This is a genomic window from Bradyrhizobium murdochi, assembly GCF_000472965.1.
GTDB lineage: Bacteria > Pseudomonadota > Alphaproteobacteria > Rhizobiales > Xanthobacteraceae > Bradyrhizobium > Bradyrhizobium murdochi.
The window spans coordinates 152383-178712 of sequence record NZ_AXAU01000008.1 but is presented as its reverse complement, the minus strand read 5'-3'; the positions used below and the strand labels follow the sequence as shown (position 1 = coordinate 178712).

Below are 26330 nucleotides of genomic sequence, written 5' to 3'. Positions count from 1 at the left end.
ACGCCTTTCGCCGGGACGACCGTGACTAGCGTCCCGCTGCGGCAAGGCCGAGCGCGTCCACCATGATGCGAAAGACTTCGGTATTGTCCATCGAGCCTCGCACCCGCTCGCTGCCAGGCCCAGTCGCGGTCAGGATGACGTCCTCGCCTGAATGCACGCTCGCGCCGACCATCGCCGGCAGGTTGCCCGGCCGCAGCACCGCGCCGGGAACGTCCTTGTATTTTTCGTTGGCCTTGAAGGTTGCGGGATCGTCGCCCTTCACGGTCGGCTGGTTCGGATGGTCGAGCTTGGGACGGAAGGTCTCGTAGTGGTCGGGAAGGCTGGCGGAGAAGATGGCGAGCCGCCGGCTGACGTCGACGCGCGACGGATAGCCGTCCGCATCAGGCGCCGGATAGTTGGGGAAGCCGGCCTTGTCATAGACGCCGACGCGCTCGCGGAACGGCACGTTCGGCGTCGTGCTCATATCGTCATTGATGGTGCCGACCAAGCTGTTGGGATGGCTGTGGTCCGCCACGACCAGGATCAGGGTGTCGTCGCCGCGCTTGGCTCCCCAGTCGCGGGCAAGGCGCACGGCGTTGTCGAGCATGATGGTGTCATAGACCGCGCGCTCCATGTCGAGCAGATGGGCGTATTTGTCGATCATTCCGGATTCCACCATCAGGAAGAAGCCGGCTTCGTTTCTCGACAGCACGTTCAAGGCGGCCTGAACCTGCTCGGTCAGGTCCGGCTGCTCGGGAAACTTCTTCACGCCGCCACCCTTCAGGAACTTGCGGTCGAGCGCGCCGTCCATGTTTCCGGAGGCAAACAGGCCGAGCAAACGGCGCGTCTCGGGCTTTGCCGAGAGCGCGTTGAGCTCACCCGCGGTCATCGCCACGGGATAGCCGGCCTCGCGGAAACGCGCGATGTAATCGACATCGTCCTTGCGCTTTCCGGACGCAGCCTTTGGCAGGAAATTGGCGCTACCGCCGCCCAAGAGCACGTCGGGCTTCGCCGCGAAAAACTGCTCGACGATAGGATCATACTCGGCACGGCGACGGGTATGGGCCACCATCGCCGCCGGCGTTGCATCCTCGATTTCGGTGTTGCTGACGATGCCGATGCTCAAATTGAGCCGGCGCTTGGCGAGGCTTGCGATGGTCTCGACCTTGGGATCGTCGAGCGGGTCCTTGGTGCGGTCGGCATAGACGCCCATTGCATTGACGGCGCTCTTGTGGCCGGTTGCGTAAGCACTGGCCGAATTTGCGGAGTCGGTGATGATCGAATCAGAACCCGCGGTCGCCACCAGCGCCATATGCGGCATGTCGTCCATCGCAAGCTTGCCGAGGCTTTTCCCTTCAGCGATGCCCTTGGAAAGCAACCGCGCCCCGACGCGATGGGATAGCGACATGCCGTCGCCGATGAACAGGATGACGTTCTTCGCTCTGCGCGGGCCAGTGTCGTAAACGGTCCATGTCACCTTGCGGCTGCGCGTGCCGTCTCCGGCTTCGACGACGACAGGGCCGGGCGCGGTCACCGCGACGTCGCGGAGCATTAGCGCCGACTGGTCCTTGCCGTCCTCACGCTCGACAAACGTTCCGGCGCGGCCGAAGGCAGCGGCATAGTCCTGACCGTTGACCGTTACCTTCAGCTTCGCGGGATCGACCTTGTCGGGAAATTCGACCTTGAAGTCGAACTGCGCGCCGGAAAGGATTTCGGCGCGGTCGATGGGATAAATCGTCTGGGCATCGGCCACTGAGGCCGAAAGCAGAAGGCCGAGGGCGATGGTGACAGGCTTGATCATGATCGAGGCTCCGGTCGGACACACGGAACGGGCAGCGTGCGCGGCTGTTCCGCGAGAATTCAGGCGGGCAAAATCTATCTGTCCCGGATGACGTATCCATAACGGCGACCCGGAGCGCCGTAGGATGGGCAAAGGCGCGCAGCGCCGTGCCCACCATTCTTGCACCGGCCATTTGGTGGGCACGCTTCGCTTTGCCCACCCTACGATTCTACGCGCTGCGTCGCGTCCGGGACACGCGCGTTTCTCAGCCTTTATCGCTCTCGAGCTTGAATATCTCCGAGCCTTCGCTTCCCGCCAGCAGGCCTGTGTCCGAATAAAGCTTCAGCTTGGCGCGGGTATCGGCGATGTCGAGGTTGCGCATGGTGAGCTGGCCGATACGGTCCGCCGGCGAGAACGCGGCATCCTCGACCTTCTCCATGCTCAGCCGCTCCGGCTGATAGGTCAGGTTCGGGCTCTCCGTGTTCAGGATCGAGTAGTCGTTGCCGCGGCGCAGTTCGAGAGTCACTTCGCCCGTGACCGCGCGCGCCACCCAACGCTGGGCGGTTTCGCGCAGCATGAGGGCCTGGGAATCGAACCACCGTCCCTGGTACAGCAATCGGCCAAGGCGCATGCCGCTGATCCGGTACTGCTCGATGGTATCTTCGTTGTGGATGCCCGTGACCAGGCGTTCGTAGGCGATGTGCAGCAGCGCCATGCCGGGCGCTTCGTAGATTCCGCGGCTCTTGGCCTCGATGATCCGGTTCTCGATCTGGTCGCTCATGCCAAGGCCGTGCCGGCCGCCGATGGCGTTGGCCTCGAGGAACAGTGTGACCGGATCGGTGAATGTCTGGCCGTTCAGCGCGACGGGCTGGCCCTCCTCAAAACGCACAGTGACCTGTTCGGCCTTGACGGCGCAGTCGTCGCGCCAGAACGGCACGCCCATGATCGGGTTGACGATCTTGATGCCGCTGTCGAGACGCTCGAGATCCTTGGCCTCATGGGTGGCGCCGAGGATATTGCTGTCGGTTGAATACGCCTTTTCGGCGCTCATCTTGTAGGCGAATCCATTGGCGGTCATGAATGCCGACATTTCCGCACGCCCGCCCAGCTCATCGATGAACTGCTGGTCGAGCCAGGGCTTGTAGATCCGCAAGTTCGGATTGGTCAGCAGGCCGTAGCGATAAAACCGCTCGATATCGTTGCCCTTGAAGGTGGAGCCATCGCCCCAGATGTTGACGCCGTCCTCCTTCATGGCCGCCACCAGCATCGTGCCGGTCACCGCGCGCCCGAGCGGCGTGGTGTTGAAATACGCGATGCCGCCGGTAGAGACGTGGAAGGCGCCCGATTGGATGGCGGCAATACCCTCGTGGACCAGTTGGGTGCGGCAATCCACCAGCCGGGCTTTTTCGCCGCCGAACTCCAGCGCTTTACGCGGAATCTCGTCGTAATCGGTCTCGTCAGGCTGGCCGAGATTGGCGGTATAGGCAAAAACGCGCGCGCCCTTTTGCTTCATCCACAGCAGCGCCGCACTGGTGTCGAGACCGCCCGAGAATGCGATGCCGACTTTTTCCCCCTTGGGCAGGCTTTTCAGGATCGTACTCATCGAGCTTCCAATCGGTCGAAATGGCGGATGTCGTTTGAGGGCGGCGAATAACAAATTTCGCCGCCGTGGGCACGCCTTTAATAGCGCTTGGCGGCTGGGGACGGACTACCCCGCCTCGCGCCCGCGCCAGCGCTGCCACAGGCGGTAGCCGGGCCAGCCCCAGCGCGCCAGCGCGGCTTCGATTTGCGCATCGGTGAGCCTCGTCGACGGCCAGCGGTAGATCCAGGCATAGGCCAGCCAGATCACGAAAAAGCTGACGAGGCCCGCGGCGGCGACGTCAGTAAAGAAATGCCCGCCGAATGCCATTCGTAGCGCGCTGGTCGCGATCCCGAACAGGGTCGCCGCCGTATAGGCCAACGGCCGCCACGCCGGCGGCGTCAGCGCCGCGGGCGCATAGGTCCAGAACGCGGTGGCGCCCTCGCCCGAGAAGAACGAGCAATTACGCCCGCAGGCCCCGCGCGGGTCCCACCACGGCACGAACTCCCAGGGGCCGTTGAACTCCGTCACCACTACCGGCCTTGGCCGTCCCCAATGGCTCTTGAAGGTCAGATTGGTCAGCACGATCGCGGAGAGCAGGATGGTGGCCAACAGAAACACCGCCGCACGTCCCGGAACCAGCATCGGCCGATCCGGCCGCAGCAGCTTCGCGACGATCGCAATCAGCGCCGGCAGCGCCAGCGCCCAGGCGATCCACATCGCGGCATCGCGCGCGAATGCGTAAAGCCCGTTTTGTTTTGCTGGAAACGATGCGCTCGCGGGATCGTAAAACAATGCCGCCAGCTTCAGATCGAGTTCGGGAAAGATTCCAAACAGCAGTCCGACAACGAGCGACAAGCCCAACGCGATAATAAGTCCGGTACGGTTCATGGCGCGGGGTTTAGCCGAGGCGATTGGGGATGAAAAGGCCCGTCATTGCGAGCGAGGCGAAGCAATCCATTTTCTCATTCGCGGACAGAATGGATTGCTTCCGCCTTCGCGCAAAGCGCTTCGGCGGACTCCCGGCCCTGCGAAGCTTGCGCAGCAAGCGGAGAAGGGTCGTCGCTGTCGCTCCCTTGCGCAAACGCTTCGCGTTTGTCGCTGGCAATGACGGCCGTACTCTGCATCACGACAGCGGCCGTGACTGCGATGGCAGCGGCGGCGGCGGCTTTATCGGGGGTGGCGGTTCGCGCCAGGCGCCGGCGGTGCGGCCCGCAATCAGCCAGTAGACGAGGCCGGCGACGATGCCGGCGCCGGTCATGATTTCGAGATGACGGCGCACGATACCATCGAAAGTCAACGTCTCGGGGTCGAAGGGAACGAGGCCGAGATAGCAGGCCGCGCCAACAATCGCGCCACCGACCGCATAAGCCAGCACGCTGCGGATGTAGAACGCCTCTGTGATGAGCACGACCACCAGCGCCGGCAGCAGCGCAAAGCCGGAGAGGAAGATGAAGCCGAAGCCGAGCACGACATTCAGCGCGCCCTGGTCGACCGGTCCGCCGCCGAGATCGCTGAATTCCGGATACAGCACCGCGCCGACCACGATCATTCCCGCCACGAAGCAGGCAGCGAGGAAGGCGAACAGGATGACGAAGAAGCGGCCGACTAGTGCCATGGTTCATGCACCGTCATTGCGAGGGTCGCTCAATCCGTCATCGCCATGGCGCGGAGCGCCTGGCGCTCGCGCGCGGACAGTTTTTCGGTCTCCGACTTCAACTGGCCGCAGGCGGCTAGAATATCGCGGCCGCGCGGCGTGCGGACCGGAGAGGAATAGCCAGCGTTGAAGATGTATTCGGAGAATTTTTCGATCTGCTCCCAGTCCGAGCACTCGTAGCGCGAGCCCGGCCAAGGGTTGAACGGGATCAGGTTGATCTTGGCCGGAATGCCCTTGAGCAGCTTGACCAGCAGCTTGGCGTCGTCGAGGGAATCGTTGACCCCCTTGAGCATCACATATTCGAAGGTGATGCGCCGCGCATTCGACGAGCCCGGGTAATCGCGGCAGGCCTGCAGCAGTTCGGCAATCGGATATTTTCGGTTCAGCGGCACCAGCTCGTTGCGCAACTCGTCGCGCACGGCATGCAGCGAGATCGCGAGCATGACGCCGATCTCCTCACCGGTGCGGACGATGTTCGGCACCACGCCCGAGGTCGACAGCGTAATGCGCCGGCGGGAAATACCGATGCCTTCGTTGTCGGCTGTAATTAGCAGCGCGTCGCGCACCGCGTCGAAATTATAGAGCGGCTCGCCCATACCCATCATGACGATATTGGTGACGAGGCGACTGCCGGTCGGCGTCTCGCGATCGGCCCAGTCGTTGAGACGGTCGCGCGCCACCATGATCTGGCCGACGACTTCGCCCGCGGTAAGGTTGCGCACCAGCCGCTGGGTACCGGTGTGGCAGAACGAGCAATTCAGCGTGCAGCCGACCTGCGAGGAAACGCAGAGCGTGCCGCGATCGGTTTCGGGGATGTAGACGCACTCGACTTCATGCGCTTTCTGGAACGCATCACCGCTCGGCAGGCGCAACAGCCATTTGCGGGTGCCGTCGTTGGAAATCTGCTCGGCCACCACTTCGGGACGATCGACGGTAAAATGCTGCTCGAGTTCCGCGCGCATGTCCTTGGAGACGCTGGTCATCTCCGCAAAGGATTTGGCGCCGCGAAAGTACATCCAGTGCCAAAGCTGTTGCGTGCGCATCTTGCGCTGCGCGGGCGCAACGCCGATCTCGCCGAGCCGGTCGGCGATCTCGGCGCGCGACAGGCCGATCAGCGACGGTTTTGCCGGCGGCACATAGGTTTCGAGCGGAACCTTCTCCAGCGGCGCCACGGAAGATGAAAGCGTCATTAGATCCACGCGGACAGAAAGTTGAAATGGGCGACAATTGTAGGGTGGGCAAAGCGAAGCGTGCCCACCACAAACGCCGATGGTGGGCACGGCGCTGTGCACCTTTGCCCACCCTACGAGGTACTCAAATAGGCCTTCCAGGGCCCCTAAACAACGTCATTCTGGGCTTAAATGCCGTCTAACGCTTGCAATCCTGCGCCAGCCGGTCGAGCGCCTGGGACAGCCCCTTGAGCGAGAAGACGTCCGTGGTCTCGGTGCCCTTGGCAGAAACGCCCTTGATGGTGACCTCGGCAGATTTGCGCATGGCATTGACCATCTGCTCTTCCTCCGCGGCGTTCTTGATCCAGAGCCCATCGCCCTGGGTATACATCGCGTAGGACGCGCCGCCGACCTCAAGAGAGGATTCCGAGCCCGGCTTGAGCGCGTAGCCGATCATGATCGAGACCTCGTTGAAGACCTTTTCTGCCGGACGCGTCGAGACGAAGGCGTAGGCGGGATCGCGAGGACGATTCGGCGGATTGGTTTTCGATGACGACGGCTTCGCCAGCGCGAAGCAAACTTTCTTGCCGTTCGGCGCCGCCGTATAGGCGCCCCAAGTGCCGTACTGACCGATCAAGGTAGGCTCCGCACCGCCGGCCGCCGGTTCCGGCTTCTTTGCCGCCGGTGCAGGTGCCGCCTTGGTTGAGTCCTTGGCGCCCTTCGAAGCAGGGCTCGGTGTTTGCGCGAGGGCTGTCGTCCCGCACAACGCCGCAATCGCAACCAGAAATGCCAGTATTCGCAACACGGACAACTGGTTCCCTCATTATTGTGACTGGAAGATGGCCCGCGGGCGCATCGCGCCGCCGGGGATGGATAGCCGGGAAATGCTTTTTTGGGAAGGCAGTTACGGTGTTACCACCGCCGCGGCGAGGCTTCGTCCCTGATACCTTCGAATTCAGAGCGCGGGTCTCGACTTCAGTCCCTGGAACGGCGCTCGCGCTGCTTCTGCCACTGTGCATCGGTCCATTGCAGCAGATCCTCGGCGCCGGAACTGCGCAAATGCGCGCCGCCATCCTGCACCACCATCTCGCCATTGATGTAGCCGGCCTGGTCGGAAATCAGAAAGCTCGCGAGATTCGCAAGTTCGCCATGCTCGCCGACGCGGCCAAGCGGATTGCGTTGCGCCCAGCTTTCATCGCGGCCCTCGGGACGGAGCTGACCCGACGCGCCCGGAGTCGGAAACGCGCCGGGCGCGATCGCAACCGTCCGCACGCCCTTCGGTCCCCATTCCACCGCAAGGCTTTTGGTCATCGCGAGCACAGCGGACTTCGCCATCGCCGACGGCACCGTGAAAGCACGGCCGGTGATCGTCGAGGTCGAGAGTATGCTCAGCACCACGCCCTTGCGCTTGCTCTCGATCCAGCGCCTGCCCGCGGCGAGGGTGCAATACATTGTGCCATGCAGCGTCGGCGCCAGGATCGCATCCGCCGCGCGGAACGAAAGATGTTCGGTCTGCGCGATGAACGTCGCGGCAGCATTGTTGACCAGCACGTCGATCGGCGCTTCCCGCCAGATCTGGTCCATCATTGCATCGACGGCGGCGCCGTCGCGGATATCGCATCGGACTGCGGTGACCTTGCCGCCGAGTTCGCTGCGCATCTGCGCGGCAGTCGCCTCCAGCAATTCGAGCCGTCGGCCGCAGATGACCAGCTCTGCGCCAAGCTCGACGAAGCGGCGTCCCATCGCGGCTCCAAGGCCCGAGCCGCCACCGGTAACCAATATCCGTTTTCCGGCCAACAGGCTGTTTTCAAACATCGTTTGAATCCCCTTCACCTGCGCGAGACATGCGTCCGAATCGGATTGTAGCCCGGCTTCAAATCCGGCATGAAGCAGTCAGCTCATCGTCGATCCGAAAATCAGGTGTGTCCATGAAAGCCATTCTCTGCTCGCAATATTGCCAACCGGACGATCTCGTGCTGGCCGACGTGCCCGATCCGGTGGCAGAACCGGGACAGGCCGTGATCGCGATCAAGGCCGCGGCGCTGAATTTCTTCGACATCCTGATGATCCAGGGCAAGTACCAGATCAAGCCGCCGTTCCCGTTTTCGCCGGCCGCAGAAGTCGCCGGCGTGATCGAAAGCGTCGGCGCCGGCGTCACCGACCTGAAGGTCGGTGACCGCGTGGTGGCATCCTGCGGCCACAACGGCGCGCGCGAAAAGATCGCGCTGCCGGCAAGCTCGATCGTGAAGATCCCCGACAATCTGGATTTTGACCGCGCCGCGGGGATCATCATCATCTACGGCACGGCACTGCACGCGCTGGAAGATCGTGCCAGCCCGAAGCCCGGCGAGACGCTTGCCGTGCTGGGCGCTGCCGGCGGCACCGGCCTTGCAGCATGCGAGCTCGGCAAGCTGATGGGCCTGAAGGTGATCGCCTGCGCGTCGTCGGACGAGAAGCTGGAATTTGCCAAGACGCACGGCGCCGAGCTGACGCTGAACTACAGCAAGGAAGATTTGAAGGAGGGCTTGCGTCGGCTCACCGGGGGCAAGGGCGTCGACATCATCTTCGATCCGGTCGGCGGCACTTACGCCGAAGCCGCCTTGCGCTCGATCGCCTGGGAAGGCCGCTTCCTGGTGATCGGCTTCGCGGCGGGTGACATTCCGAAGATGCCGCTCAACCTCGCGCTGCTCAAGGGCTGCGATATCCGCGGCGTGTTCTGGGGCGCCTGGACCAGGGTCAATCCCGAGAAGAACCGCGCCAACCTGGAGAAGCTCGTGAAGTGGACGGCGGAAGGCAAGATTTCCTCGCATGTCGACCGCACCTTTCCGCTGGCACAAACCGCCGAAGCGTTGAAGGTGCTTGCCGGCCGCAAAGCGATGGGCAAGGTGATCCTGCATCCCTGAAGTGCGGGATCATCTGTCGGACTTGGCCGCCCATTCGGAAGAAGCGAGAGCGGTCCGCGCATTGCGCGGACGCGGACTAGCGACGCACATTTTTTCGCATCTGCGGCATGAATTTCATCTCACCGATATAGTTTCTCGGTAACAATGCGTGTTTTCAAACGGCAGGATGCCGCTTGTTTGCCTCAATCATACCAAAATATCTCCTCATTCCCACCCGCCGCCGCCGTTTTTTGAGCCCATTCCGTGTGCGATTTTAACCATCAGTGAAGGGGCGCCTGTACGTCAACAAGAGCAAGAAGTAGGTGCAGGGGGACGCCCGTCGTTGCGTTCAGTAGTGGGGAGCATCACCATGGCGGACAACACCAAGCCTGGTCAGGCGAGAGATCCGTTCGACAGATTCGACGAAGCTATCAGCGATCCTCGGTTATACGAGGCCGATCAGCCTCGGTACGAGCAGCTTCGATACGAGCAACCCCGGTACGAACAGCCTCAATACGAACAGCTCCGATACGAGCAGCCGCAATATGAGCAGCCGCAGTATGCGCAGTCTTTTGCACCATCGTTTGAGCGGACAGATGTGCTGCCGGAGGAGCTCCCGCCACACGAGCCGGTGCCGCTTTTCCTTTCCAACTACGAGGAAGAGTCACACCAGCAGCTTTCCGAATATACGTTCGGCAGCGGAAGGTTCGGCAGCGGAGGCCTGAAGAAGGCGCGCGCCGGGCGCATCGTAACCGGCGTCGTGATCGTGTCGGCGATAGCGGCCGTTCTCGCGCTGTTTTCGATCGATTCGACCCGGGCCGTCATATTCAACGCCTCGCTTGGCGGCGGTGGTGGCGGCAGCGCGCCGCCGGCCGCCCAGCTCGCCGCAGCGGTGCCGGAGCCCGCGCCGCCGCAGCGCGTTGCCGCGCCACCGCTGGCCGCCGAGCCATCCGGTGCGGAGATGGCAGCCGCTCGCCGCTCGCCGCCCACTGCGCTGGCATCCGCATCGCCGTCGCGCGACGAAATTGCCGCCGCCTATCAGAGCGCGCTCAAGGGCAAGATCGCCGTGCCTGAGCCGGTGGCGCGCGAAGCATCCAACGACGTCGTCGCTGCGATCAATCCGGCGGCCCCGGTTGCTGCGGCCGCACCGGCGGCACATGAGCCCACGCGCGAAGCGGCTCCGGCACGTCGCATCGATCCGGACGAACTTGCGGCGTTGCTGAAGCGAGCGAAGGGCCTACTTGCGATCGGCGACATTACTTCCGCCCGACTATTGCTTGAGCGCGCGGCGGACGCGCAGGAGGCGGAGGCGGCATTGATGCTGGCCGGAACGTATGATCCGCAAGTGCTGGGCAGCCAGGATTTGCGGAGCGTCACGCCCGATCCGGCGGCGGCGCGGCTCTGGTACCAGAAGGCGGCCCAGCTCGGGTCGCCTGATGCGAAGCGGCGGCTCGGCCAGTTGCAGAACTAGAGCATGATCCGGAAAAGTGGGAACCGGTTTTCCGAAAAGATCATGCTCAAATCAAAGACATAGAGCGAGATGACGATTCGAAGAAAAGTCATCTCGATCTATGCAATTACTCAAGAAAAATTACTCAAGACCAGCGCAGAGGAAACCCATGCGGCACTTACTGGGAATGGTATTGCTTGCCATAACGATGGCATGCAGCAATACGGCGGCCAAGGCCGCTGAGACGGACTACGATCCGGCCAAGGTCAGCGAAAGTCTAAAAGCGATTTTTCAGTTCGGTTCGGTCTCAACCAAGCAGGCACTGAACGCAAACACGGTCACTTTGATCTCGGGCACCATCGGCGGCACCTATGTGCAGTTCGGTGCCGACCTCGCTTCCGTGCTCGACGACGGAAACAAGTTGCGCGTACTTCCGATCGTCGGGCGCGGATCTGTGCAGAGCGTGGCCGACATCCTGTTCCTGCAGGGCGTCGACCTCGGCATCGTGCGCGCCGACACGCTCGACTATCTCGAGAAGAAGGGCTTTGCGAAGGACATCAAGAAGCAATTCACCTATGTGACGAAGCTCTACAATGAGGAGATGTACGTCCTCGCGTCGAAGTCGGTGACCAACATCAGCCAGCTTAACGGCAAGAAGGTCAGCGTCGACCTTCCCAATGGCGGCACCTTCGTAACCGCCGCGATCGTGTTCGAACGGCTCGGCATCAAACCGAATTTCCTCTATCTCGAGCAGCGCATCGCGATGGAGAAAATGCGGGCTGGCGAGATCGACGCGGTGATTGCCGTCGGCGGCAAACCGTACAAGTCCGTCGCCGCATTCAAGGACGACCGCTTCCATCTGGTTCCGGTCGACTATTCGCGGCCGCTGCAGGGCGACTATTTGCCGGCCACCCTGACCTCGAAGGACTATCCCAACCTGATCGCCGAAGGCGGGAAGGTCGATACCATTGCCGTGCCTGCGGTGCTCGCAGCCTACAACTGGGCACCCAACACCGACCGCTACCGCAAGCTGGCCCAGTTCGTGGACGCCTTCTTCACGAAGTTTCCGAGATTCCAGAACCCGCCGTTCCACCCGAAGTGGAAGGAAGTCTCGCTGTCGGCGCCGCTTCCTGATTGGCAGCGTCTGCCGGTCGCCGAGCAATGGCTCAAGACCCACAACGTTGAGGCGGTGTCGCGCGCCAGGTTCGATGAATTCCTGAAGCAGAGCCCGACGACCGCGGCGAGCGTCAAGACGGATGCGGACAAGGAAGCGCTCTTCAAGCAGTTCCAGGCGTGGGAAGCGGAGCGAGGCGCCAGGGCGCAGACGCGCTAGGCCGCTTCCGGCGGAAGCCGGCATTGATCCGGCCCGGCCGCCGGTTCAAGGCCAGAAAATCAAAAGCCCGTTCCGATTCAATCGGAACGGGCTTTTTGGCATCCGCTATTCCGTCGTTTCATCAACGTCGATCCCGCGCTTCAGCGCAGCGCGGGCGGCATCGCGATGCTCCTGCGTGATGTGACTTGCGACCAAGCGGATGGCGGTGGCGAGCACGGCCGCATCGTCGGTGAATCCGAGCAGCGGCATCACGTCCGGCATGAAATCGAGCGGCAGGATGAAATAGGCGACAGCGCCGATCAGCGCAGCCTGTACGTGACGCGGCGTCTCTTTGTCGAATGCACAATAGTACGCCGCGAGCAGATCCTCGGCGAACGGAAGCTGCGCCATCACCCGCTTGAACTTGATCCAGAAGCGCCGGCGTACGCTCTCGCGGTCCTGCGCCAGCCGGTCGGCCGGCTCAAAACCCGCGGTGTGATCGGACGATGCCATCGCGACGCTCCCCTTGCATCGGCGCGGCAGATCGCCGCGGCCAACATGTACGAATCAGGAATTGGGGATGTCCGCCCCACCCCGCAAGATCGCGAGAGTGACCTCAGGCGACGCCCAATTGCCCGGCGATGGCGTTCATGGCCTTGGCCAGATCGATATCACGCCTGGTGACGCCGCCGGCGTCATGGGTCGCCAGCACCACTTCCACCGTCTTGTAGACGTTCTTCCATTCCGGGTGGTGGTCGTTCTTTTCGGCCACGAGGGCGGCGCGGGACATGAAACCGAACGCCTCGTTGAAGTCCTTGAACGTGAAGGTGCGGGCAATCGCCTCGCGACCGGCCGTTTCCGACCAGCCGGCCAGTTCCGCCAGCGCCGATTTTCGCGCTTCTGCCGACAGCCGTTCCGCCATGATCGCCTCCGCGCTTGAATCAGCCTGTCACCTGATACCCAAGCCTAAACACCCAAGCCTAACACCCAAGGCCGCTCCGGGGATCCCCCATGCCCAAAATTGGCATGCAAGGCGCGTCCAGCCCGGATGCCGGTAACCATGACAGAGATGTAACAAAGGTTCCGCCAGGAAATTTGCTAGAATAATAAGTGAAGCGTGCCGGCTGCGTGAAACTCCACCCTCAAACCTACGGGGATTGATGACCGACGGCCCCCATTCTGCGGAAACGCCGGCCGCCCCCTCGCCCCGCTCTGCGAAACGACGGCTGACATTCGTGACGCTGGCCGGCGTGCTGGCTGTCGTCGGCGCGCTGGCGGCCGGCTATTACTTTGCGATGCGGCCGGTGACGCTACGGATCGCGGTTGGCCCTGCCAACAGCGACGATCTCAAGGTGGTTCAGAATCTGGCGCAAGCCTTCAATAATCCCAGAAACAGCCAGGTCCGGCTGCGTCCGGTGCAAACTGACGGCGCGGTCGCGAGCGCCAATCTGCTCGGCGAAGGCAAAGCCGATCTCGCCATCATCCGCGGCGATCTCGAGGTGCCGAAGAACGCGCAGGCCGTGGCAACGCTGCGCAAGAACGTCGCGGTGTTATGGGTGCCGTCGGCCGGCAAGGCCAGGGCTGCCAAAGGCAGGAAGGCCGCGCCCGACATCAGGAACATTACGCAGCTTGCCGGCCGGCGCATCGGCGTGGTCGGCCGCACCCAGGCCAATGTCAATTTGCTCAAGGTGATCCTGCTGCAATACGGCGTCGATCCCGGCAAAGTCGAGATCGTTCAGTTTCCGGCCAACGAGGCCGCGGAAGCCATTCGCAGCCAGAAGGCGGATGCCTATCTTGCGGCCGGCCCGGTCAACAGCAAAATCACGTCGGACGCGATCGCGGCTTCGACCCGCGACGGCGGCACGCCGAAATTCCTGGCGATCGATTCGGCGGAGGCGATTGCGCAGAACCACCCCGCCTACGAGGCGTCCGAAATTCCCGCCGGGACCTTTGGCGGCGCGCCGGACAAGCCCGAGGCAGAGGTCAAGACCATCAGTTTCGCGCATCACATCGTGGCACGCAGAGGCATTTCGGAATCGACCATCGCCGCCTTTACTCGCCAACTATTCGCCATCCGGCAAACCCTGAAGAACGAGTTTCCGCTCACCGCAAAGATCGAGACGCCCGACACCGACAAGGACGCCACGATTCCCGTGCATCCCGGCGCCGCCGCCTTTGTCGACGGCGAGGAAAAAACCTTTCTCGACCGTTACAGCGATTACATCTGGTGGACGTTGATGGCGATGTCGGCGATGGGCTCCGCCGGCGCGTGGTTTGCGGGCTACCTCAAGAAGGATGAGCGCAACGTCAACGTATCGCAGCGCGACCGGCTTCTCGACATGCTCAGCGCCGCCCGCCAGTGCGATTCGATGGACGAGCTCGACCAGATGCAGGCGGAAGCGGACGACATTTTGCGCCACACGCTGCTGTGCTACGAACACGGCACGATCGAGGAAGGCACGTTGACCGCTTTCAACATCGCGATCGAGCAATTCCACAACGCGGTCGCCGACCGCAAGGCGCTGTTGCTGAGCATGCCGCAAAACCTGCAACGCGCCAGCGCGCAGTTCCGCGCGGCCGGCAACGCCTGATCTGCCAGCCCGGTAATCGAGCCGTCATCAAATCTTTCTAGGTCTGACGGTGCTACACCGCACCCGCGCCAGATCCGAAAGAGGCCCGCATGAGGTTCAGGATTTCCCGCAACCGCCTTCCTGGAATTTCGCGGCGTCATTTCCTCGCCACCGCCGGAGCAGGCGCCATCGGCGTCATTGCAACGCCCTATCTCAGCCGCGCCGCGGACCGGCCCGTGATCACCTCCGGCGTGCAGTCGGGCGATGTCGGCGCTGACGGCGGCATGGTATGGGCCCGCGCCGACCGGCCTTCGCAAATGCTGGTCGAGGTCGCCACGAATGAATCCTTTGCCAACGCACGGGCTTTGCCGCCGATCGCAGCGCTGCCCGAAAGCGACTTCACCGCGAAAATGCTGCTGGAGAACCTGCCTGCCCGGCAGGAGATATTTTATCGCATCCGGTTTCGCGACCTCGCCCATACCAGCGTCGAAAGCGAGCCGGTGGTCGGGCGGTTTCGCACCGCGCCTAGCGACCGCCGCGACATCAGCTTCGTTTGGGGCGGCGACGTTGCCGGACAGGGCTGGGGCATCAACCCGGATGACGGCGGCATGCTCACCTTCGCCACCATGCGCAAGCATCGTCCGGACTTCCTGCTGCACTCGGGCGACACCATCTATGCCGACGGCCCGATCAAGAGCGAGGTGACGCTTCCCGATGGCAAGGTCTGGAAGAACGTGACGACGCCTGAGAAATCAAAGGTCGCCGAAACGCTCGACGAATTCCGCGCCGCGCACAAGTACAACTTCATGGACGAGCATCTGCGCGCGTTCAATGCCGAGGTGCCGATCTTCGTGCAGTGGGACGACCACGAGGTCGTCAACAACTGGTCGTCGTCCAAGGAACTGCCTGCCGCCTACGAGGAGCGCAACCTCGCCCTGCTCGCGGCCCGCTCAGCGCGCGCGTTCCACGAGATGTATCCGATCCGCGCGAGTATCACGGAGCCGGGGCGGGTCTACCGCACGCTGCGCTATGGCCCGCATCTCGACGTGTTCATGCTGGACGAGCGCAGCTATCGCGGGCCGAATGGTGCGAACCAGGAGACCGCTTACGGGCCGGCAAGCTTTTTTCTCGGGCCGGCGCAACTCGCGTGGCTGAAACGGGAACTGTTGAACTCGCGCGCCACCTGGAAGGTGATCGCATCCGACATGCCGCTCAGCATCATCGTCTATGACGATGCGCGCAACAAAATGGGCTCGGAAGCCGTTGCGCAAAGCGACGGCCCGCCGCGCGGCCGTGAGTTCGAGATCGCCGACCTCCTGCGTTTCATCAAGACGTCGGGCGTGGTCAACACCGTGTGGCTGACCGCGGATGTGCACTACGCGGCCGCGCATTACTACAATCCCGACAAGGCGCACTTTCAAGAATTCGATCCCTTCTGGGAGTTTGTCGCTGGTCCCCTGCACGCCGGCAGCTTCGGCCCGAACGACCTCGACAACACGTTCGGACCCGAGGTGAAGTTCATCAAGGCTCCGGGACCCGGCAAACAGAATTTGCCGCCGTCCGCCGGAATGCAGTTTTTCGGCCACGTCAGGATCGACGGCGGCAGCGGACAGATGACGGTGACCTTGCGCGACCGCGCCGATGTTGCGCTGTGGTCGACGACGCTCGATCCGAAGCCAGCCTAATCGAGAGCATATGAAGCACGTCTCGACCATGCGCGATCGCTGCGGAACCGGTCCTGCCGCTGCAATGAGGCGGTCAAAGCCCATTTTGACGCGGTTTTGCGCAGTTTATCCCGACCCCGAAACAGGCAATCGAGCCCGGCGCCGTACCCAAAATCGGCTAACCAAATGCCAAACGAACCATTGTTTTTTGGCGTTTTCTGAATATATTGCGCCGCAACGCGTAAGGTGTGCCCGGTCCTTTTGGCCGGGCTTCCTTTTTGGGGCCAGGTTTGAGCTGTGGCCCCGTTCGCATCCCAGGTTTGAGCGCGATCCGGAAAAGTGGGTCCCGGTTTTCCGGTGAGATCGCGCCTCCACATGCACGACCAGAAGAAGAGCCATGAACCTTCGTAACGTCGCCATCATCGCCCACGTCGACCACGGCAAGACCACCCTCGTCGACCGTCTGCTGCAGCAATCCGGCACCTATCGCGAGAACCAGAAGGTCACCGAGCGCGCGATGGATTCCAACGATCTGGAGCGCGAGCGCGGCATCACCATTCTGGCCAAGGCCGCCTCGGTGCAGTGGAAGGACACCCGCATCAACATCGTCGACACCCCCGGCCACGCCGATTTCGGCGGCGAGGTCGAGCGCATCCTGAACATGGTCGATGGTGCGCTGGTGCTGGTCGACGCCGCCGAGGGCCCGCTGCCGCAAACCAAGTTCGTGGTCTCCAAGGCGCTCAAGGTCGGGCTGAAGCCGATCGTCGTGATCAACAAGGTCGACCGTCCCGATGCGCGTCCGACCGAAGTCATCAACGAGGTATTCGACCTGTTCGCGGCGCTCGACGCCAGCGAGGAGCAGCTCGATTTCCCGATACTTTACGGGTCGGCCAAGCAGGGCTGGATGGCCGACAGCCCAGATGGGCCGCAGGAAGCCGGCATGCAGCCATTGTTCGATCTGATCGTGCGCCATGTCGCGCCGCCGAGCGTCGAGCAGGGCCCGTTCCGGATGATCGGCACCATTCTGGAAGCCAATCCCTATCTCGGCCGCATCATCACCGGCCGCATCACCTCGGGCGCGATCAAGCCGAACCAGCAGGTGAAGGTGCTGGGCGCTGACGGCAAGACGATCGAACAGGGGCGTATCACAAAGATCCTCGCCTTCCGCGGCATCGAGCGCACCCCGCTGGATGAAGCCGAAGCCGGCGACATCGTCGCGATTGCGGGCCTGACCAAAGGCACCGTCGCCGATACCTTCTGCGATCCTTCCGTCGAGACGCCGCTGGTGGCGCAGCCGATCGATCCGCCGACAGTGTCGATGTCGTTCATCGTCAATAACTCGCCGCTCGCCGGCACCGAAGGCGACAAGGTGACCTCGCGCATGATCCGCGACCGCCTGCTGCGCGAGGCCGAAGGCAACGTCGCGCTGCGCGTGGTCGAGGCCGCCGACAAGGATTCCATGGAAGTATCGGGCCGCGGCGAATTGCAGCTCGCGATCCTGATCGAGACCATGCGCCGCGAGGGTTTTGAGCTTTCAGTGTCGCGTCCGCGCGTCGTGCTGCAGAAGGACGAAGCCACCGGCCAGTGGCAGGAGCCGATCGAGGAAGTCGTGATCGACGTCGATGAGGAGCACTCCGGCGTCGTCGTGCAGAAGATGAGCGAGCGCAAGGCCGAGATGATCGAGATGCGTCCGTCCGGCGGCAACCGCCTGCGGCTGGTGTTCTACGCACCGACCCGCGGCCTGATCGGTTACCAGGGCGAACTGCTCACCGATACCCGCGGCACCGCGATCATGAATCGCCTGTTCCACGGCTATGCGCCCTACAAGGGCGACATCCAGGGCCGCCGCAACGGCGTGCTGATCTCCAACGATCAGGGCGAAGCGGTGGCTTACGCGATGTTCAAGCTGGAGGACCGCGGCCCGATGATGATCGAGCCTGGCTGGAAGGTCTACAAGGGCATGATCGTCGGCGAGCACACCCGCGACAACGATCTCGAGATCAACGTGCTCAAGGGCAAGCAGCTCACCAACATCCGCACCACGTCAAAGGACGAGGCGGTGCGCCTGACGCCTCCGATCAAGATGACCCTGGAAAAGGCGCTGGCCTATATCGAGGACGACGAGCTGGTCGAAGTGACGCCGAAGTCGATCCGCCTGCGCAAGAAGTTCCTCGACGCCAACGACCGCAAGCGCGCGGAAAAGGCCAAGGAAGCGGTGGCGTAAGGCCAGTCTCGTGCCCCGGACGCAGCGCGGCGCGATAGCGGTGCGCGGCTGAGCCGGGGCCCAAGCTCTACTCCCCCTCGTGCTTGGTCGGATCGTCACCGTCGTCAACCAGATCGATAGCGTCGTTTTTGTCGACCAGATCGACGGCCTTGCGCAGCGCAACGATGTGCGGAGCGCTGTAGGTGTCAGGCTTTCGTTCGACGTCCCAGTAGGCGGTATGGGTGAAGAAGTCGGCGCCGCCTGCCGCCTTGGTCGCTACTTCGAGATCGACGATGTGGTAGCCGAAGATCGGCGATAGCGCGCCGCCGATGGCGTCTCCCCAGAAAAGCTGAAACCGCGGGAAATAGATGTTGGTCCACCGGGTCAAGCCGAACAGGGCGCCGTTATGAACCCGCCTATTCCCCGTATTTGGGTCTCGGAACGTTAGCAAACCGTCTGCATCGAGCCGCTTTGGCGGGCAGGTCGGAAATTCTCTTTCTTCAACACGACGTTTGAAGTCTTTCTTGAGCCCGGCGTCGGCCACCTTGGCCGACGCATCGGCCTTGTCCTGATGCGTCGCGGCGTCGGTCTTGTCGTCTGGCTGCCATGGCGCGCCGTCGATGTCGGCGAACTCCTGCCAAAGCTGGTCGACCGGCGGCAGCTCGCTGCAAATCCGGCTGAAATAGGCGCGCAGCATGTCGTAGGCGACCACGGTTCCGAGGCTGTGCGCGACCACGACGATCCGGTCGTATTGACCGCTGGTGTGAAGACGCTCGAGCGTGTCCACGGCATCCTTCCGGATCGCCCGGCGCACCGCGACATTGGCGGGCGAATTGCGGAAGTAGCGCGCCGCATCGCCGAGATAGGGCTGCAGGAATGCGGCATTGACGATCAGATAGAGGCCAATCACGGCCGCGGCCGTGGCAACGGCCCACGGCGAGTTCAGCCCCCACACCCACCCCTTGATCACAGTTGAAATGAAGGCCGTCTCCGAATTCCAATACCGGTCGGCAGTGACAAACCAGCCAAACAGGAACAGCGAAATGAACAAAGCCCAGCAGAAGGCGCGCAGCCCCTGCAGCCCCATGACCAGCCCGGTTGCGATGAACGCGATCAGCGTAGGCAGCGCAATCAGCGTCACCAGTTCGGCGCCATCAGGAATTCCGGGGCTGCCGGCGAAATGCCACGCGACCTCGAAGTAGCCGAGGGCCAGCAGGCCTCCGCCCGCCAATAGAACTGCAAACAGGATGATGAGCCGGAACGCCAGCCACCGGCACGCCACGGCAAAACCGACAAATATACTGGCGACGAGCAGCAGAAACGGCGCCACCAGCATGATCTGCGCGCTGTTTCCCGAAAACAGCAAGACGCCCCGCAGCACCAGCACTGCGAAAGAAAGATTCATCAGGCACAGGAAAATGGCCGCGGCCCACCAGAGTCCGTTCATGCCGAGCTTCATGATCGGACCCTTCCGGCCAAGCTCGTAGAGCCAGAGCAGCACCGCAACCGCCCTGGTTTCACTCATCAGATGAGCCCAATACAGTTCGTGGAAGTCGACGCTGCGATTATCTTTCGAGTCCGGTACTCCGTTGGTCGTCATGACGGACAGATCGATATCGGCGCCATCCTTTTGCGGATGCGTCCATACCCGCTTGTTCTTGTCGGCCGGGTTGTTGCAGTCGAGCCAGATGCCGCGTATCACCCCACGCATTGTTTCCAGGGCGCGCTGGCTGCCGATGCCGTGAACGACGAGAATGGCGGTTCGCTTGCGTCTCGTAGTTGGATTCAACGCGGCCATGGCTGAAATCCATATCTGAAATGAGACAAGTGAATATAGTATTCAACACAACTACAGAACGAGGCGCAAGAGACCTCGTCGTTTCCACAGCGTTTCCACAGCGTCGCATCGACTGCCCGTCGCGACCGACGTCTGCTTGCGGATCGATGCGCGGACGCGCCCGGATTGCCGGCCCCGACATCGCCCTCGTCAATGGCCGGCTTCTAGCCTCTGCGCGAACGTGCTACAGCCTTACGCATGACGTCTCTCCCCTCCTCAGTCGATGTCGCCATCATCGGCGCCGGCGCCGCCGGGCTTGGCGCGGCGAATACGCTGAAAGATTCCGGCCTCTCCGTCATCGTGCTGGAAGCGCGTGATCGCATTGGCGGCCGCGCGCACACCATCATGGCCTCGCCTGACGTCACCTTCGACGTCGGCTGCGGCTGGCTGCATTCGGCAGATGAGAACTCATTTGTCAAAATCGCCGAACGGCTCGGTTTCGAGATCAACAGGTCACTGCCGCCCTGGCGCGAGCGCGCTCACGGCAAGGCGTTTCCGCAAGCAGAGCGCGACGACTTTATGCACGCGCTCAATGCGTTCTATGACCGCGCCGAAATAGCGGCGGCGGAAGCCGCGAAGAGTGGCCGCGACTGCGCCGCAAGCCTTTATCTGGAGCCTGGCAATCGCTGGAACCCGATGATCGATGCGATCTCGACTTACGTCAATGGCTGCGAGCTCGACCAGGTCTCGGTCATCGACATGGACGCCTATGAAGATACCGACATCAATTGGCGCGTCCGCCGCGGCTATGGTGCGCTGATTGCGGCCTATGGCGCCACGTGTCCGCTTGCGCTCAATTGCGCCGTGACGCTGATCGATCACTCAAGCAAGCGCGTCCGCATCGAGACGTCGCGCGGCACGCTGACTGCCGACAAGGTGATCATCACGGTGCCGACCAGCCTGATCGCCGATGAGGCGATCCGCTTTCACCCGCCGTTGCCACAAAAGGTCGATGCCGCGCGCGGCCTGCCGCTCGGCCTCGCCGACAAGGTGACGCTGGCAGTGGATGAGCCCGAAGCGCTGCCCGTAGAGGGCAATCTGCGCGCCGCCACCATGCGCACCGAAATGGGCACCTATCACATCCGCCCATTTGGCCAACCCTGCATTGAAGGCTTTTTCGGCGGCCGCTTCGCGCAGTCGCTGGAGGACGCCGGCCCCGGCGCGCTGGCCGCGGCAAGCATCGACGAGATCGTCTCGATCCTCGGCAACGATTTTCGCCGCAAGCTGAAGCCGCTCGCCGAATCACGCTGGGCGCATGATCCCTTCGCCCGCGGCTCCTATTCACACGCGCTGCCGGGACATGCGGGAGATCGCGAGGTCCTAGCCGCGCCCGTCGATGGCCGGCTGTTCTTTGCAGGCGAGGCAACCTCGCCGGAGTTCTTCTCGACCGCGCATGGGGCAAGGGACAGCGGCGAGCGGGCGGCGGAAGAAGTTTTGACTAAGCGTTGACAACCGTCATTGCGAGCGAAGCGAAGCAATCCATTTCGCGGCTGCCGAGACATGGATTGCTTCGTCGCTTTGCTCCTCGCAATGACGGTTGAGGCGACGTTCTTTCCTACTCCATCACCCTCGCCCGCATCTCCGCGTCCGGCACGAAGCACTCGTCATACTTCCCGAATATCCGATACCGGTTGCGCGCGACGAGATTATAGACGGCATCGCGCAGCGGCTTCGGTACGGCAAGCAGCCCGCGCGTCCATCGCCAGCCCGGCAACATGCCGAGTACTGTCAAAGCGGCGTCCGATTTGAGATATGCGACGCCTCCATGCACCACCGCGTTGGTATCGGGATCATCGGGAGCGATGCCGAAGGCCTGCGCCAGTCGTGTGCCATACGCCGACTGGATCGCGGTGAAACGAAACCTTCGCTCGACGTCGCGTTTCGCAACGAAGCGGACCCAGCGCGAGCAGAAGACGCAGACGCCGTCATAGAGGATCACGTCATCGTCGGGCCATTGGGTCATGCACACTCTTTGTCTTGACGCGTTTCCTTCACGCGAACCGGTTCCCACTTCGCTCGGAAACGCTATCTATTATCCAATGTCAGCAGCGCCACCAGCATCAGCACGATGGCGGGTCCCGTCTTCACCAGCGCGCCGAGCGGCTCGATCCAGAGGTCCGGCGTCAGGATTGCGGCGCCGGCCATATAGCCGAGCGAGGCAATGATACCCGCAACTAGGCCAAATGCCGAGGTACGGCGAAACGCGATCAGCACGCCGATGGTCATATCCATCAGGCTGGTACCCACCGTGATGGGGGCGACGAGCGCCGGCGGAAAACCGTGGCTGCGCAGGATACCTGCCGCCGCGTCATAGGAAATCACCAGTGCAATGAAGCCGGAGACGACCCAGAACAGCACGAGGCTTGCGATCATCAGCGCCTTGATCGGGAACAGCCGCGCGAACCATTTGTCCTGGATGGTCGCCAAGCGTTTTCCCGCCATTTGCCCGATTGTCTTCGGTATGATGCCGGTGGCGGCCATCCAGCCGGCGGGACTGCCGCTGACGCCGCGTCGCAGCTCCGCAATCGCGGTGGTCCGCATCGGTGGCGTCCAGCCGAGCAAGCTCGTGAGGTCGCCGAGCCTGGCGCCGAGATCGAGCAGGAACGCCGGCATCACAATGCGCCACCATTTGCCGGTGCCAAACACTTCGCGAAATTGATCGATCACGTCGCCGAGCGTGACCGGCTGCTCCTGCATCAGGTCCCAGGTCACCGCGTTCGCCTCGCCCGGATCGCGCGCGGCAAGCCAGGCAATCGTCGCCGCGATATCCTCCATGGCGACCGGCTGGAATGGCGTCAGCCGTTCGGCGGGCGAAAGATCAATCGGAAGTGCTGCGACCGAGCGAAGCATGGCGCTGCCGCCATAGGCAGCCAATGCCACCACGAAACCCGGCCGCAGGATCGTGTACGGAACGCCGGAATCGGCGATCAGTCGTTCGGCCTCGCGCTTGGTGGTGCTGAAGGCGGTGGCGTCGGTCTCGGCGACACCGGGAATCGAGATATGCACCAGCCGGATCGCGAGGCGGCTTTCGCGGATCGCCTGCAACAGCCGCGCTACGAATTCGCGATGCACTGCGGCAGTGTCGCTGCCGGGGCCATCCTGCAGCACGCCGACGCAATTGACGACGACACCGATGCCTTGATCGCGCAGCAGCCGCGCCATTGCCGCCGCATCCATCGACATGAGAGGCAGTTCGAGATCGAGCGCGCCGTTCTTCTGCGAAGCGGATAATTTCCGGGCGACGCCGACCACGCGAAATCCTCTCCCGCGAAGATCGTCGGTCACGAAGCGGCCGATCAGGCCGGAGGCGCCGAGCACGAGGATTTTTCGGATGTCGGCGTTCATGCTGCCTAGAACGGTTTGGCGATCATCAACCAGAGAATAGCCATGACCGAGCCAAACCCGGGAATGCCAAACAGAAACCAGCGGTGGAAAAGTGCGAGATAGCGCGACGGCAACTCCCGGTTTTGCTCCGCCGCCTTGCGCGCGAGATCGCGCATTTCAATCTGCATGAATACGACCGGCACCCAGAATAACCCCGCCACCGCATAGAGCCCGAGCGAGATCATCAGCCAGCGTTCGCTCCACGCAGTGGAAGACAGCCAGATCAGCGCGCCACCGCTCACCGGCTGCAGCAGCACCGCCGTTAGCGTGAACAGCATGTCAGCGATCACGACGGTCTCTGCCGTGCGCGCGATGAACGCCACGTCCCGGCTACGATGGGCCATCAGCATGAAAAATGCGATGCCGGCGCCAGTGCCGAGAATGACGATCGCGCCGAGTACATGGAGATATTTGACGAGGAAATACAGCGTCATCGCTTGGCTGCCGGGGTACGGGACCGCGCCTTCAACGCACGATCGAGTTCAGGTCCGGCGAGGGTTACACCGCCGCCAGTTTCCACCAGCCAGTGGCCTTCACTGCCATGGGCCGGCAGCACGCGAAAATCAGCCCTGCCGCCGGCGGCACGAAACGCATCGGCCAATTGACGCGAGAATGCGGGCGAAAAGTAGCTGTCATTGGCAGCCACCAGCCAGGTCACCCTCACGCGTGCAGCCTTGCCGAATTCGCCCGCGGCAGCCATCAGCGTGTGCGGCGCGCAGACGCGGCTGGAAGAATCATCGGCATGCCCGCCGCGCCCCGGCGCGAACGCGATGATGGCGGCAACGTTCTTCGGATCTTCGCCGGCCAGCGCCAGTGCACCCCAGGCGCCAGCCGAATGGCCGATCACGACCATGCCCTCGGCGCGGATGAAGGGCTGCTTGCGTATGAAGCCGGTGGCAGCGGCGATCGCATCCGCCACAACGCGGCCAGACTTGGCGTAGTCAGCCTCGTCGCAACCGCCCTGATCCTCCAGGTATTTTCCGCCCGTCGCGCCATGGCCCGGGCGTTCAGGAACCAGCACGGCAAAACCGCGGGCCACCAGCCATCCGGCGAGCGCGCGGTATTCGAGCTGCGGCATCTGCGCTCGCCGCAACACGTTCTGGGTCGAGGCGTGCGCAATCACCGCAAGTGGAAACGGCCCCTTTCCCGGTGGCCTGAACAGCACCGCATGCGCGGCAGTTGCAGAATCGGGAGAAGGCACCAGCCATTGCTGCAGCCGGTGAGGCTCGCCTTCCGGGCCTTGCGCGCCAAGGCTGGACTGCGCGGCGGCGACCTTCACGCCGAGCGCGGCAACGAGGATCAGCGCAGGAAGCATGTTTAGGGGATGCATGAAATGGCCTGGTGCAGCCGAGGGAGGGGCGTATTGCGAACTCACCAACAGAATACCGCCGGCGAATCACATCCTGCGCATTTTTCCGTGAACAGAATTCACCGAGCCGTTTGGTTGGATGATTTTAACAACGATTTCGCCGCCCATTGCCTCGGCGAAACACCTGATGAGACAGCCACCTTGTCCTCTTTCGGTACAGAAGAACACGAAACTGATGCAGAAAATCCACAGGTTAACCGATAATTAACGATGGACCTTGAAGCCGGCCCGCCGACTTGCTTTGATCAGGATATGAGCACAACCCTGATCGAGGTTCGACCGGCCAAGGCTGCGGATGCAGCCGCGGTGGCGTCTACCCATGATGAAGCCTGGCGCTCGGCCTATCAGGGCATCATTCCCGGCGCCGAGCTCGAAAAACTCATTAACCGTCGCGGCCCGCAATGGTGGGACAGCGCAATCCGCAAAGGCAGCCGCGTCAGCGTGCTGGTGTTCGGCGACAAGGTCGCGGGCTACGCCAATTACGGCCGCAACCGCGCCCGCAGCTTGCATTTCGAAGGCGAGATCTACGAGCTTTACCTGCGGCCGGAATTCCAGGGCCTCGGCTTCGGCCGCCGCCTGTTCACCGCCGCCCGGCGCGATCTGATGCAGAGCGGGCTGAGGAGCATGGTGATCTGGGCGCTGTCGGACAACGATCCGGCGACGGAATTCTACCGCGCGCTCGGCGGTCGCATGGTGGCCCGCTCCTCGGAGAAGTTCGGCGCCAAATCGCTCGACAAAGTCGCTTTTGCCTGGACCAACTGAAGCTATTTCAGGCTTTTCCCTGCTCGGCTGCGGGTCTAAAGGGACCCTGACGCGCGCCTGATTCCTGGCGCGCCCCTTAACGCCAAGCGGAGTCCCTTATGCGCATTGACGCCATCCCGATCGGAGTAAATCCGCCACACGACGTCAACGTCATCATCGAGGTGCCGGTTGGCGGCGAGCCGATCAAATACGAGATGGACAAGGAAGCCGGCACGCTGGTGGTCGATCGCTTCCTCTATACGGCGATGCGTTATCCCGGCAATTACGGCTTCATCCCGCACACGCTGTCCGGCGACGGCGACCCCTGCGACGTGCTGATTGCTAATACGCGCGCCATCGTGCCGGGTGCCGTGATGAGCGTGCGGCCGGTCGGCGTCTTGCTGATGGAAGACGAGGCCGGCGGCGACGAGAAGATCATCGCCGTACCATCGTCAAAGCTGACCCAGCGCTACGACAAGGTCCGGAACTACAACGACCTGCCCGACATCACGCTGCAGCAGATCCAGCACTTCTTCGAGCACTACAAGGATCTCGAGAAGGGCAAATGGGTGAAGGTGCTGCGCTGGTGCGGCGCCGAGGACGCCCACCGCCTGATCCTGGAAGGCATCGAACGCGCCAAGAAGAAGTAGCTTTTTCCGCGCGTCGTGGCCGCTGACGAAGTAGTGTCATTCTGGGGCGATGCGTCAGCATCGAACCCGGAATCTCGAGGTTCCGGGTTCGCCCGCTTCGCGCG

23 protein-coding genes are annotated in these 26330 nt (G+C 62.8%); 9 read left to right on the top strand and 14 right to left on the bottom strand.

Going from position 1 to position 26330, the window contains the following annotated elements; translation table 11 throughout:
• Positions 1-25: 25 nt before the first annotated feature.
• The 7 genes from YUO_RS0117370 to YUO_RS0117335 all read right to left on the bottom strand — a co-directional run bounded on the left by YUO_RS0117370 (position 26) and on the right by YUO_RS0117335 (position 7979).
• A complete protein-coding gene (locus tag YUO_RS0117370) occupies positions 26-1780 on the bottom strand; it encodes an alkaline phosphatase (RefSeq protein WP_028348428.1) in 1755 nt (584 codons plus the stop codon).
• Positions 1781-2024: 244 nt separating this feature from the next.
• Positions 2025-3362, bottom strand: a complete 1338-nt coding sequence (gene argG, locus YUO_RS0117365; RefSeq protein ID WP_028348427.1) for an argininosuccinate synthase — start codon at positions 3360-3362, stop codon at positions 2025-2027.
• 105 nt (positions 3363-3467) lie between these two features.
• Complete coding sequence (locus YUO_RS0117360) at positions 3468-4229, bottom strand: phosphatase PAP2 family protein (RefSeq protein ID WP_028348426.1); 762 nt, start codon at positions 4227-4229, stop codon at positions 3468-3470.
• 235 nt (positions 4230-4464) lie between these two features.
• Positions 4465-4956 carry a hypothetical protein gene (locus YUO_RS0117350; RefSeq protein WP_028348425.1) on the bottom strand — a complete coding sequence of 164 codons (492 nt, stop codon included), beginning with the start codon at positions 4954-4956 and terminating at the stop codon, positions 4465-4467.
• Between the two features lie 29 nt (positions 4957-4985).
• Positions 4986-6185 (bottom strand): dual-specificity RNA methyltransferase RlmN, encoded by a 1200-nt coding sequence (gene rlmN, locus YUO_RS0117345; protein ID WP_028348424.1) that lies wholly within the window; start codon positions 6183-6185, stop codon positions 4986-4988.
• A 178-nt stretch (positions 6186-6363) separates the two neighbouring features.
• Positions 6364-6975 (bottom strand): invasion associated locus B family protein, encoded by a 612-nt coding sequence (locus YUO_RS0117340; RefSeq protein WP_051379485.1) that lies wholly within the window; start codon positions 6973-6975, stop codon positions 6364-6366.
• A gap of 164 nt (positions 6976-7139) precedes the next feature.
• Positions 7140-7979 carry an SDR family oxidoreductase gene (locus YUO_RS0117335; RefSeq protein WP_028348422.1) on the bottom strand — a complete coding sequence of 280 codons (840 nt, stop codon included), beginning with the start codon at positions 7977-7979 and terminating at the stop codon, positions 7140-7142.
• 113 nt (positions 7980-8092) lie between these two features.
• On the opposite strand from YUO_RS0117335, the gene YUO_RS0117330 reads away from it, so the two are divergent.
• From YUO_RS0117330 to YUO_RS0117315, 3 genes are all read left to right on the top strand, one after another.
• Positions 8093-9067, top strand: coding sequence for an NADPH:quinone oxidoreductase family protein (locus tag YUO_RS0117330; protein ID WP_028348421.1), 975 nt, complete (start codon positions 8093-8095; stop codon positions 9065-9067).
• 349 nt (positions 9068-9416) lie between these two features.
• Positions 9417-10517 carry a hypothetical protein gene (locus tag YUO_RS0117325; RefSeq protein ID WP_051379484.1) on the top strand — a complete coding sequence of 367 codons (1101 nt, stop codon included), beginning with the start codon at positions 9417-9419 and terminating at the stop codon, positions 10515-10517.
• Between the two features lie 148 nt (positions 10518-10665).
• Positions 10666-11829 carry a TAXI family TRAP transporter solute-binding subunit gene (locus YUO_RS0117315; RefSeq protein ID WP_028348419.1) on the top strand — a complete coding sequence of 388 codons (1164 nt, stop codon included), beginning with the start codon at positions 10666-10668 and terminating at the stop codon, positions 11827-11829.
• Between the two features lie 105 nt (positions 11830-11934).
• Here YUO_RS0117315 and YUO_RS0117310 read toward each other — a convergent pair whose 3' ends face one another.
• Both YUO_RS0117310 and YUO_RS0117305 read right to left on the bottom strand, forming a co-directional pair.
• Positions 11935-12321: a YkvA family protein gene (locus YUO_RS0117310; RefSeq protein ID WP_028348418.1), complete on the bottom strand. Its 387-nt coding sequence runs from the start codon at positions 12319-12321 to the stop codon at positions 11935-11937.
• 103 nt (positions 12322-12424) lie between these two features.
• Entirely contained in the window at positions 12425-12733 is a 309-nt protein-coding gene (locus tag YUO_RS0117305) for a 4a-hydroxytetrahydrobiopterin dehydratase (RefSeq protein WP_309142481.1), read from the bottom strand.
• A 235-nt stretch (positions 12734-12968) separates the two neighbouring features.
• On the opposite strand from YUO_RS0117305, the gene YUO_RS0117300 reads away from it, so the two are divergent.
• The 3 genes from YUO_RS0117300 to typA all read left to right on the top strand — a co-directional run bounded on the left by YUO_RS0117300 (position 12969) and on the right by typA (position 18266).
• A complete protein-coding gene (locus YUO_RS0117300) occupies positions 12969-14399 on the top strand; it encodes a TAXI family TRAP transporter solute-binding subunit (protein WP_028348416.1) in 1431 nt (476 codons plus the stop codon).
• 89 nt (positions 14400-14488) lie between these two features.
• Positions 14489-16063 (top strand): alkaline phosphatase D family protein, encoded by a 1575-nt coding sequence (locus YUO_RS0117295; protein ID WP_028348415.1) that lies wholly within the window; start codon positions 14489-14491, stop codon positions 16061-16063.
• Between the two features lie 376 nt (positions 16064-16439).
• The gene (typA, locus tag YUO_RS0117290) at positions 16440-18266 is read left to right on the top strand and encodes a translational GTPase TypA (protein ID WP_028348414.1); all 1827 of its coding nucleotides are present in this window, start codon (positions 16440-16442) and stop codon (positions 18264-18266) included.
• A 67-nt stretch (positions 18267-18333) separates the two neighbouring features.
• Here the strand turns inward: typA and YUO_RS0117285 are convergent, their stop codons facing one another.
• The gene (locus YUO_RS0117285; protein ID WP_028348413.1) at positions 18334-20043 is read right to left on the bottom strand and encodes a hypothetical protein; all 1710 of its coding nucleotides are present in this window, start codon (positions 20041-20043) and stop codon (positions 18334-18336) included.
• 237 nt (positions 20044-20280) lie between these two features.
• Between YUO_RS0117285 and YUO_RS0117280 the strand changes: the two genes are divergently transcribed.
• On the top strand, positions 20281-21531 hold the full coding sequence (locus YUO_RS0117280; RefSeq protein ID WP_028348412.1) for a flavin monoamine oxidase family protein: 1251 nt from the start codon (positions 20281-20283) through the stop codon (positions 21529-21531).
• A 106-nt stretch (positions 21532-21637) separates the two neighbouring features.
• On the opposite strand, the gene YUO_RS0117275 is transcribed toward YUO_RS0117280, so the two are convergent.
• The 4 genes from YUO_RS0117275 to YUO_RS0117260 all read right to left on the bottom strand — a co-directional run bounded on the left by YUO_RS0117275 (position 21638) and on the right by YUO_RS0117260 (position 24796).
• A complete protein-coding gene (locus YUO_RS0117275; RefSeq protein WP_028348411.1) occupies positions 21638-22045 on the bottom strand; it encodes a thiol-disulfide oxidoreductase DCC family protein in 408 nt (135 codons plus the stop codon).
• Between the two features lie 62 nt (positions 22046-22107).
• Positions 22108-23427, bottom strand: coding sequence for an SDR family oxidoreductase (locus tag YUO_RS0117270; RefSeq protein WP_028348410.1), 1320 nt, complete (start codon positions 23425-23427; stop codon positions 22108-22110).
• Between the two features lie 5 nt (positions 23428-23432).
• The gene (locus YUO_RS0117265) at positions 23433-23900 is read right to left on the bottom strand and encodes a DUF2269 family protein (RefSeq protein WP_028348409.1); all 468 of its coding nucleotides are present in this window, start codon (positions 23898-23900) and stop codon (positions 23433-23435) included.
• Positions 23897-24796: an alpha/beta hydrolase family protein gene (locus tag YUO_RS0117260; RefSeq protein ID WP_028348408.1), complete on the bottom strand. Its 900-nt coding sequence runs from the start codon at positions 24794-24796 to the stop codon at positions 23897-23899. Before YUO_RS0117260 ends, YUO_RS0117265 begins: the two co-directional genes overlap by 4 nt.
• Positions 24797-25087: 291 nt before the next feature.
• On the opposite strand from YUO_RS0117260, the gene YUO_RS0117255 reads away from it, so the two are divergent.
• Together YUO_RS0117255 and ppa are read left to right on the top strand one after the other, a co-directional pair.
• Positions 25088-25597 (top strand): GNAT family N-acetyltransferase, encoded by a 510-nt coding sequence (locus YUO_RS0117255; RefSeq protein WP_028348407.1) that lies wholly within the window; start codon positions 25088-25090, stop codon positions 25595-25597.
• 98 nt (positions 25598-25695) lie between these two features.
• Positions 25696-26226 carry an inorganic diphosphatase gene (ppa, locus tag YUO_RS0117250; RefSeq protein ID WP_028348406.1) on the top strand — a complete coding sequence of 177 codons (531 nt, stop codon included), beginning with the start codon at positions 25696-25698 and terminating at the stop codon, positions 26224-26226.
• Positions 26227-26330 lie beyond the last annotated feature (104 nt).

Coding starts and splice junctions, on each gene's coding strand:
- YUO_RS0117295 (WP_028348415.1), top strand. CDS start 14,489: ATGAGGTTCAGGATTTCCCGCAACCGCCTTCCTGGAATTTCGCGGCGT.
- YUO_RS0117350 (WP_028348425.1), bottom strand. CDS start 4,956: ATGGCACTAGTCGGCCGCTTCTTCGTCATCCTGTTCGCCTTCCTCGCT.
- YUO_RS0117315 (WP_028348419.1), top strand. CDS start 10,666: ATGCGGCACTTACTGGGAATGGTATTGCTTGCCATAACGATGGCATGC.
- YUO_RS0117335 (WP_028348422.1), bottom strand. CDS start 7,979: ATGTTTGAAAACAGCCTGTTGGCCGGAAAACGGATATTGGTTACCGGT.
- typA (WP_028348414.1), top strand. CDS start 16,440: ATGAACCTTCGTAACGTCGCCATCATCGCCCACGTCGACCACGGCAAG.
- YUO_RS0117325 (WP_051379484.1), top strand. CDS start 9,417: ATGGCGGACAACACCAAGCCTGGTCAGGCGAGAGATCCGTTCGACAGA.
- YUO_RS0117370 (WP_028348428.1), bottom strand. CDS start 1,780: ATGATCAAGCCTGTCACCATCGCCCTCGGCCTTCTGCTTTCGGCCTCA.
- YUO_RS0117360 (WP_028348426.1), bottom strand. CDS start 4,229: ATGAACCGTACCGGACTTATTATCGCGTTGGGCTTGTCGCTCGTTGTC.
- YUO_RS0117260 (WP_028348408.1), bottom strand. CDS start 24,796: ATGCATCCCCTAAACATGCTTCCTGCGCTGATCCTCGTTGCCGCGCTC.
- YUO_RS0117255 (WP_028348407.1), top strand. CDS start 25,088: ATGAGCACAACCCTGATCGAGGTTCGACCGGCCAAGGCTGCGGATGCA.
- ppa (WP_028348406.1), top strand. CDS start 25,696: ATGCGCATTGACGCCATCCCGATCGGAGTAAATCCGCCACACGACGTC.
- YUO_RS0117275 (WP_028348411.1), bottom strand. CDS start 22,045: ATGACCCAATGGCCCGACGATGACGTGATCCTCTATGACGGCGTCTGC.
- YUO_RS0117265 (WP_028348409.1), bottom strand. CDS start 23,900: ATGACGCTGTATTTCCTCGTCAAATATCTCCATGTACTCGGCGCGATC.
- YUO_RS0117310 (WP_028348418.1), bottom strand. CDS start 12,321: ATGGCATCGTCCGATCACACCGCGGGTTTTGAGCCGGCCGACCGGCTG.
- YUO_RS0117285 (WP_028348413.1), bottom strand. CDS start 20,043: ATGGCCGCGTTGAATCCAACTACGAGACGCAAGCGAACCGCCATTCTC.
- argG (WP_028348427.1), bottom strand. CDS start 3,362: ATGAGTACGATCCTGAAAAGCCTGCCCAAGGGGGAAAAAGTCGGCATC.
- YUO_RS0117270 (WP_028348410.1), bottom strand. CDS start 23,427: ATGAACGCCGACATCCGAAAAATCCTCGTGCTCGGCGCCTCCGGCCTG.
- YUO_RS0117300 (WP_028348416.1), top strand. CDS start 12,969: ATGACCGACGGCCCCCATTCTGCGGAAACGCCGGCCGCCCCCTCGCCC.
- YUO_RS0117280 (WP_028348412.1), top strand. CDS start 20,281: ATGACGTCTCTCCCCTCCTCAGTCGATGTCGCCATCATCGGCGCCGGC.
- rlmN (WP_028348424.1), bottom strand. CDS start 6,185: ATGACGCTTTCATCTTCCGTGGCGCCGCTGGAGAAGGTTCCGCTCGAA.
- YUO_RS0117330 (WP_028348421.1), top strand. CDS start 8,093: ATGAAAGCCATTCTCTGCTCGCAATATTGCCAACCGGACGATCTCGTG.